Here is a 6,603-nt window from a genome sequence, read left to right on the forward strand (position 1 = left end):
GCGCCCTGACCCCCCCCCCCCCCGGGGGCGGCGCGCCGCGCGGGGGGCCCCCCGGCCCGGCGCGCGCCGGGCCGGCGACCCATCCCGTGCGCCCCGGGCGGCTTTGCCGGAGCGGACGCGGGGTATGCGACGGGAATGACCGCGACCGAGCCCTGGCACCGGGCGGTGGCCGATCTGCTGTCCCTGTCGCACCGGCTGCCACCCGACCAACTGCCCGTGGCGATCAACGCCGCGCTCCGGCCGCTGGGCACGACGGTGACCGTCTATCTGGTCGACGCCGAGCAGCGCGACCTGCGCCCGCTGCCGGAGCGGGGCAGGCCGACGCCGGACCCGCTGCCGATCGACAGCAGCCTGGCCGGTCGCGCCTTCACCCAGGTCGAGGTGCACGCCGGGCTGGGGCCGCCGCCCCGGCTCTGGGTGCCGGTCGTCGACGGCACCGACCGGCTGGGCCTGCTGGAGGTGTTCCCGCCGGCCGGGACCGACCTCGCCGACGAGGCGCTCCGCGACGGCTGCCGCCTCGTCTCCGGCCTGGTCGGTCACGCGGTCACCAGCAAGAGCGCGTACGGGGACGTCCTGCACCGGACGCGCCGCAGCCGCCCGATGGGGGTGTCGGCCGAGCTGCTCTGGCAACTGCTGCCGCCGCTGACCTTCGCCACCTCGGACACCACGGTCAGCGCCCTGCTCGAACCCTGCTACGAGGTGGGCGGCGACGCGTTCGACTACGCGGCGGACGGCGGGATCGTGGCGTTGGCGATCCTCGACGGGGTGGGGCACGGCCTGCCGGCGGTGCTGACCACCTCGGTCGCGCTGGCGGCGCTGCGGGCGGCCCGGCGCGCCGGCTCGGACCTGCCGGGGCTGGTGCGCGCGGTCGACGCCGCGATCGCCGCGCAGTGGCGGGACGCGCGGTTCGTCACGGCGGTGCTCGCCGAGTTCGACACCGGCACCGGGCTGCTGCGCTACGTCAACGCGGGGCACCCGCCGCCGGTGCTGCTGCGCCGGGGCCGGGCCGTGCAGGCGCTCGGCGGGGGCCGGCGGCTCCCGCTCGGCCTGCCGGACGGCCGGGTCGACGTGGCGGAGACGCGGCTGGAGCCCGGTGACCGGCTGCTGCTGCACACCGACGGGGTGACCGAGGCGCGCGACCCGGCCGGCGAGATGTTCGGCCTGCCCCGGCTGGCCGACCTCGCCGAGCGGCACATCGGCTCCGGGCTGCCGGCGCCGGAGACCCTGCGCCGGCTGAGTCACGCGGTGGTCGCGCACCAGGCCGGGCCCCACCGGGACGACGCGACCCTGATGCTCGTCGAGTGGTCGGCCGGAGCCGCCGCCCGCACGGAGCCCTGACCGGCAGCGGTCCGGCCGCACGCAGCCGTGAGCGGCACCGCTCCGGCCCGCACGGAGCCCTGAGTGGCACCGGTCCGGCCCGCACGCGGCCCTGAGCCCAGCCGGCGCGCAGCGGGCCCTCGCGGGATCAGTCCAGGCCGCGCCAGCCGCGGGCGACCGGGGGCCGGGCGGCCTCGTCGTCGACCAGCCCGAGCAGCGGGCCGACCCCGGTGATCCGCAGCACCCGCGCCACCACCGGCTGCGGGTTCGCCACCCGCAGCGTCGCGTCGCGCTCGCGGGCCAGGGCGACGCCGTGCACGAGGACGCGTACGCCGCTGGAGTCGAGGAAGCGGACGTCGGCGAGGTCGACGACGACCTCGCGTACGCCGGGCCGGTGCAGCGCGTCGGTGATGGTGGCGCCCAGCGCGTCGGCGGTGGCCATGTCGACCTCGCCGTCGGGCCGCAGGAACAACGGCCCCGACTCCGCGTTCCGTCCACCCATCGGGGCCGCCTCACCGTCGAGAAGATGCGCCGACCGGCGCGGACCGACCATACCGACCGCCATGCCGGCCGGCCACACGGCGTCCGCGCCCGCCACGTCTTGAACATGTTCAAGAACTGCCCTACGCTCGGCCTCGACAACTTGAACGCGTTCAAGAAAGGCGTCGGCGATGGACACCAAGGTCTGGATGTACCTGGTCTACCTGGCGGTCAGCATCGGGCTGACCGTGTGGGTGGCCCGGGCGCTCTCCCGCAACGGGCTGGTCTTCCTCGAGGAGGTGTTCGCCGACGGGCGGCTGGCCGGCGCGGTGAACAGCCTGCTCGTGGTCGGCTTCTACCTGCTCAACCTCGGCTACGTCACCGTGGCGATGAAACACCCCGATCCCGTCGCGTCCACCGCCCAGGCCATGGAGGAGCTGTCCCTCAAGATCGGCCTGGTGCTGCTGGTGCTGGGGGCGCTGCACTTCTTCAACGTCTTCGCGCTCGGCCGGTACCGCCGGGGCCGGCTGCGCCAGCTCGCCACCCAGCCCCCGCTCGCCCCGGTCGGCCGGCTGCAGATGCCGCCCGCGCCGCGCGGCCCCCACCCGACCGCCACCACCGGCCCGCACCCCACCGGCAACCCGCACCCCGCCGGAGGCCCGCACCCCGCCGGAGGCCCGAACCCCGCCGGCCCGCGCCCCACCGGCAACCCGCACCCCACCGCCCCGCAGCCCGCCGGCCCGCACCCCACCGGTCCGGGCGGCGCGCCCGAGGCCGGCACGGGCACCCCGCCGGTCCGATGACCGCCCCGCCCGAGCCCGGTGCGGGCCGGGTTCCGGACGCCACCGCGCACGGGGGCGGTGGCGTCCGGAGCTTCACCGTCCTCTACGACGCGCACTGCCCGCTGTGTCGCGCCGCGCGCCGCTGGCTGGCGTCCCGCGCCCAGCTCGTACCCCTGGAGTTCGTGCCGGCCGGCTCGGCGCGGGCCCGACGGCGCTTCCCGGGCCTGGACCACGACGCGACGCTGCGCGACCTCACCGTGGTGGCGGACACCGGCGAGGTGTACGCGGGCGACGGCGCCTGGTTCGCCTGCCTCTGGGCGCTGGCCGACCACCGGGGCGCCGCCGAGCGGCTGGCGCGCCCGCACCTGCTGCCGCTCGCCCGCCGGGTGGTCGCCGCCGCCTCGGCGGCACGCGAACGCGTCCGCGATCCGTCGGCGGAGCCGGTCGACGACCCGGCGGGATACGGTGACCCCGATGACCGAGCAGACTGCGCCGACGACCGCTGCGGGTGAGCCGGCCACCGCCCGTGGCGAGCAGACGCGGCAGCTCATCCTGGACACGGCGATGCGGCTGTTCCGCGAGCGGGGGTACGCCAAGACCACCATGCGCGCCATCGCCCAGGAGGCCGGGGTCGCGGTGGGCAACGCCTACTACTACTTCGGCTCGAAGGACCACCTGATCCAGGAGTTCTACGCCCGGGCGCAGGTCGAACACCGGGCGGCGGCGCGACCGGTGCTCGACCGGGAGTCCGACTTCGCCGCCCGGCTCGCCGGGGTGCTGCACGCCGGCGTGGACGTGCTCACCCCGTCGCACGACTTCGCGGCCAGCTTCTTCAAGACGGCGGCGGAGCCGACCTCGCCGCTGAGCCCGTTCTCGGAGGAGTCGTCGGCGCCCCGCCGGGCGGCCGTCGACCTCTTCGCCGAGGTGCTCGACGGCTCCACCGCGAAGGTGGACGCGGAGCTGCGTCCCCACCTGCCCGAGCTGCTCTGGCTGGCGTACATGGGCGTGGTCCTCTACTGGGTCCACGACCGGTCCCCGGGGCAGGCCAGGACCCGGAAGCTCATCGACGGCGCGGTCCCCCTGATCGACCGGCTGGTGGGGCTGTCCCGGTTGCGGGTGCTACGCCCGGTCACCCGGCAGGTCCTGGACCTCATCCGCACGTTGCGTCACTGACCCGACGCGCGACCCGAATCCGTCCCGCCGCAGGTCAAGTCCACTTCTGGACAGTCCAGATCCACCGGTCGGCGTCTTGCCGAACCGCCCATCGACACATAGCGTAATCGACACGGACGCCGACCGGCCCCGCACCGCCGCCGCGGGGGCACGGGACCTGGGGGGGGAGGCTGCGGACCGTGGATCCGGCCCGGGATCCACGGTCCGCGCCCTGCCGTCCGCGCCCCGCCGCCTGCTGGCACCCGGGCCGTCGCCCTCGGTCGCGGCGTCGGCGCCACCGGTCGCGCCTCGGCGCGCCGCCGGGTCAGGGCGGGTACACCCCGAACGACCGCCAGCCCCGATCGGGAAAGCCCGCCGCCTCGGCGACCCGCGCCGAGGCGATGTTGGCGTGGTCGTGCAGGTAGGTCGGGACGGCGCCCTCGTCGAGCACCCGGCGGGCCGCCTGCGCGACCAGCCGCCGGGCCAGGCCCCGCCCCCGCGCCGCCGGCGTCGTACCCACCGCCAGTTCGTGGCCGTACGCGTCGTGCCGCTTCACGCCCACGCCCGACAGGTAGCGGCCACGCTCGTCGCGGACCACCAGCACGGGCCGGTCGAAGAGCCGGAGCCAGGACGGCAGCCCCCGCGTGCCCGGGGACACCCACTCCCCCACGTCGGGCAGCGGGGCCGGGGCCACGCTCCACCGGAAGACGCGATCGCTGACCGGCCAGCCGGGCTGGCCGACCGCCCCGGGCAGCCCGGCCGGCAGCCGCCCCGCCGGCCCGCACGCCAGCTCCCGGACGGCGGCCACCCGGTCCGGCGGCACGGAGAGCACCGTGCTCGCCCCCGCCACGACGGCGATCGCGGGCCGCACCCGGCCGTCCCAGCCCGGCCGGGCCCGCCGGTGCGAACCGACCACGTGCAGCCCGGGGCCGGCCGGCCACTGCCCCAGCCAGCTCGCCAGGTGCAGGTGCAGCCGCCGGTCGAGCATCGGGTCACCTCCCGGAGGGTCCGCCGGGGGCGGCCGCCCGCCCGGGGGCCACCCGCCGTGCCGGGCCGGGACGCCGTCCGCGCCCCGGCCCGCCTGTCGATCACCGTACGCCGGACGGCCGGCGCCCGCGCACGGTCCCGATCAGTGCCGTGCGTGCCCGACGTGGCCACCCTCGTGCCCGGCGTGGCCCGTCTCGTGCCCCGCGTGGCCGTGCCCGGCGTGACCGTGCTCGTGCCCCGCCGCGTTGCCGGCGTGGCCCGTCTCGTGCCCGGCGTGGTCGCCTTCGTGGCCGGCGTGGTAGCGGTGGGTGACCGCGTGGCCCTGGCCGCGCGAGATCAGCGCCCGGTTGACCGGCACGGTGACCACGAAGGCCACCGCGAGCGCGCCCGCCAGGCTGGCCCAGAACACCCAGCTCGTCAGGCCGGCCTCCATCGCGCCGGGGATGGCGAGCATGACGCCGTTGTCGACCACCTCCATCACCGCGATGCTCACCGTGTCGGCGACCAGCGCCACCTTGACGGCCGCGCGCAGCGGGACGCCGGAGCGCAGCACCGGCCGGATCGTCAGCGAGTAGCCGAAGAGGAAGGCGAGGCCGACCGCGAGGGCGATGGTGGCGAGGTTGGACCAGCCGAGGGCGGTGCCGATCACCATGCCGAGGACCTCGCCGATGGCGCAGCCCGTGAGGCAGTGCAGGGTCGCCGTGATCGCCAGTCGGGTGAGATTCGCGTTCGTCATGCCCGAGACCATATACCCCCAGGGGGTATGACTCAAGAGACGTCGGTCACCTTCCGGCCCGGACGGGCGGCGGCGCGGCACGGAAGCGGGCACCGGAACCCGTTACCGGCACCCAGATTCAAGGGCGTCGCGGGCGGGTACCACGCACGGACCACCGCCGATGGATGCCGCGAGATCCGGCCGCGACTCCCGGGAACCCGACGCATCGATCGACCGTCATATCCATTTCCATACATGTACAACTTTCTTTGGGACGGTTATGGTCATGCCGAATCAGCCGAATGACCGGTACCAGCAGGACACCGAGCGACTGTGGCGGGCCCCCGCGGAGGCCGGGCGATTTCCCGCCCAGCCGCCGTACCGGGGCAACCGCGGCGCCGCCCGCGCCGAGGCGCTCTCCTGGGGAGAGCTCAACAGGTTGCCGGCCGGCGCCTCCACCCGCCGCAACCTGAACCCGCGCTGATCCGGGCCCCGTTCGGCGGCGACGACACACCCGGGCGGTCCAGCGGCGGCTTTCGCACACCTGTCGGGTAATTTCTTCTGGTCCACAATCCCGGCCCACGACAGGAGAAGCACCGCGCATGGGCAAGAAGACGATCCACGTCTCCGACTTCAGCGGCACGGTGATCCAGCCCGACGACGAGGTGGTCCGCGTCGTCGTCCTGGAGCACCCTGACCTGGTGGCCGGGCCCGTGCAACTGGACGCCACCCCGGTCGAGGTGGAAGGCATCGACGACGCCGCGCTCGACGTGGCGGTGGTCGAGATCCACGACCGGCACGGCGGCGGCGAGCCCCGGCGGGTGGTGCTGACCGCGAGCGAGTTCGACGCCATGGCCACCGACGTGCCGATGGCGCAGCTGCTCAGGACCGCCGAGCGGGTCCGCCCGCCGAAGGCCCGCAAGAGCGCCGAGAAGGTCGACTACGGCACCATCGAGCACGCCGGCAAGCCGCACCGGGGCCGGGTCACCGACGAGGAGGCCCGGCTGGTGCGCGAGCAGCTCGACGAGGTCAACAAGCGCCTCGCCGACGCGGGGATCCGCCAGATCGACCCGGCCGACCCGGAGCACGCCGCCCGGTACGGCTTCCCCGCCGCCCCCTGACGCGCCCGTCGACACCGCCGCCCGGGCCGCCGTCACGTCGGCCCCGGGC

The 6,603-nt window shown here is 76.0% G+C and carries 9 protein-coding genes; 6 read left to right on the forward strand and 3 right to left on the reverse strand.

Annotation, left to right across the window (positions count from 1 at the left end; genetic code table 11):
• The first annotated feature begins 135 nt into the window (after positions 1–135).
• Complete coding sequence (locus tag ACWENR_RS28905; RefSeq protein WP_452280114.1) at positions 136–1,338, forward strand: PP2C family protein-serine/threonine phosphatase; 1,203 nt, start codon at positions 136–138, stop codon at positions 1,336–1,338.
• A gap of 127 nt (positions 1,339–1,465) precedes the next feature.
• Here the strand turns inward: ACWENR_RS28905 and ACWENR_RS28910 are convergent, their stop codons facing one another.
• The gene (locus ACWENR_RS28910; RefSeq protein WP_452280115.1) at positions 1,466–1,819 is read right to left on the reverse strand and encodes an STAS domain-containing protein; all 354 of its coding nucleotides are present in this window, start codon (positions 1,817–1,819) and stop codon (positions 1,466–1,468) included.
• Positions 1,820–1,988: 169 nt separating this feature from the next.
• Here ACWENR_RS28910 and ACWENR_RS28915 point away from each other — a divergent pair, with 169 nt between their 5' ends.
• Genes ACWENR_RS28915 through ACWENR_RS28925 form a run of 3 tightly spaced genes read left to right on the forward strand, consistent with a single transcriptional unit; the run spans position 1,989 to position 3,752 of the window.
• Positions 1,989–2,600: a hypothetical protein gene (locus ACWENR_RS28915; RefSeq protein WP_452280116.1), complete on the forward strand. Its 612-nt coding sequence runs from the start codon at positions 1,989–1,991 to the stop codon at positions 2,598–2,600.
• Positions 2,597–3,091 carry a thiol-disulfide oxidoreductase DCC family protein gene (locus ACWENR_RS28920; RefSeq protein WP_452280117.1) on the forward strand — a complete coding sequence of 165 codons (495 nt, stop codon included), beginning with the start codon at positions 2,597–2,599 and terminating at the stop codon, positions 3,089–3,091. The genes ACWENR_RS28915 and ACWENR_RS28920 overlap by 4 nt, the downstream gene beginning before the upstream one ends.
• Complete coding sequence (locus tag ACWENR_RS28925) at positions 3,054–3,752, forward strand: TetR family transcriptional regulator (RefSeq protein WP_452280118.1); 699 nt, start codon at positions 3,054–3,056, stop codon at positions 3,750–3,752. Before ACWENR_RS28920 ends, ACWENR_RS28925 begins: the two co-directional genes overlap by 38 nt.
• Before the next feature lie 304 nt (positions 3,753–4,056).
• On the opposite strand, the gene ACWENR_RS28930 is transcribed toward ACWENR_RS28925, so the two are convergent.
• Both ACWENR_RS28930 and ACWENR_RS28935 read right to left on the reverse strand, forming a co-directional pair.
• On the reverse strand, positions 4,057–4,719 hold the full coding sequence (locus ACWENR_RS28930) for a GNAT family N-acetyltransferase (RefSeq protein ID WP_452280119.1): 663 nt from the start codon (positions 4,717–4,719) through the stop codon (positions 4,057–4,059).
• A 141-nt stretch (positions 4,720–4,860) separates the two neighbouring features.
• Positions 4,861–5,454 carry a DUF4396 domain-containing protein gene (locus tag ACWENR_RS28935; protein ID WP_452280120.1) on the reverse strand — a complete coding sequence of 198 codons (594 nt, stop codon included), beginning with the start codon at positions 5,452–5,454 and terminating at the stop codon, positions 4,861–4,863.
• 265 nt (positions 5,455–5,719) lie between these two features.
• On the opposite strand from ACWENR_RS28935, the gene ACWENR_RS28940 reads away from it, so the two are divergent.
• The gene (locus ACWENR_RS28940; protein ID WP_452280121.1) at positions 5,720–5,917 is read left to right on the forward strand and encodes a DNA repair protein; all 198 of its coding nucleotides are present in this window, start codon (positions 5,720–5,722) and stop codon (positions 5,915–5,917) included.
• 118 nt (positions 5,918–6,035) lie between these two features.
• Complete coding sequence (locus ACWENR_RS28945; protein ID WP_452280122.1) at positions 6,036–6,554, forward strand: hypothetical protein; 519 nt, start codon at positions 6,036–6,038, stop codon at positions 6,552–6,554.
• Positions 6,555–6,603: the final 49 nt, after the last annotated feature.

The sequence above is a fragment of the Micromonospora sp. NPDC004336 genome, assembly GCF_053602615.1.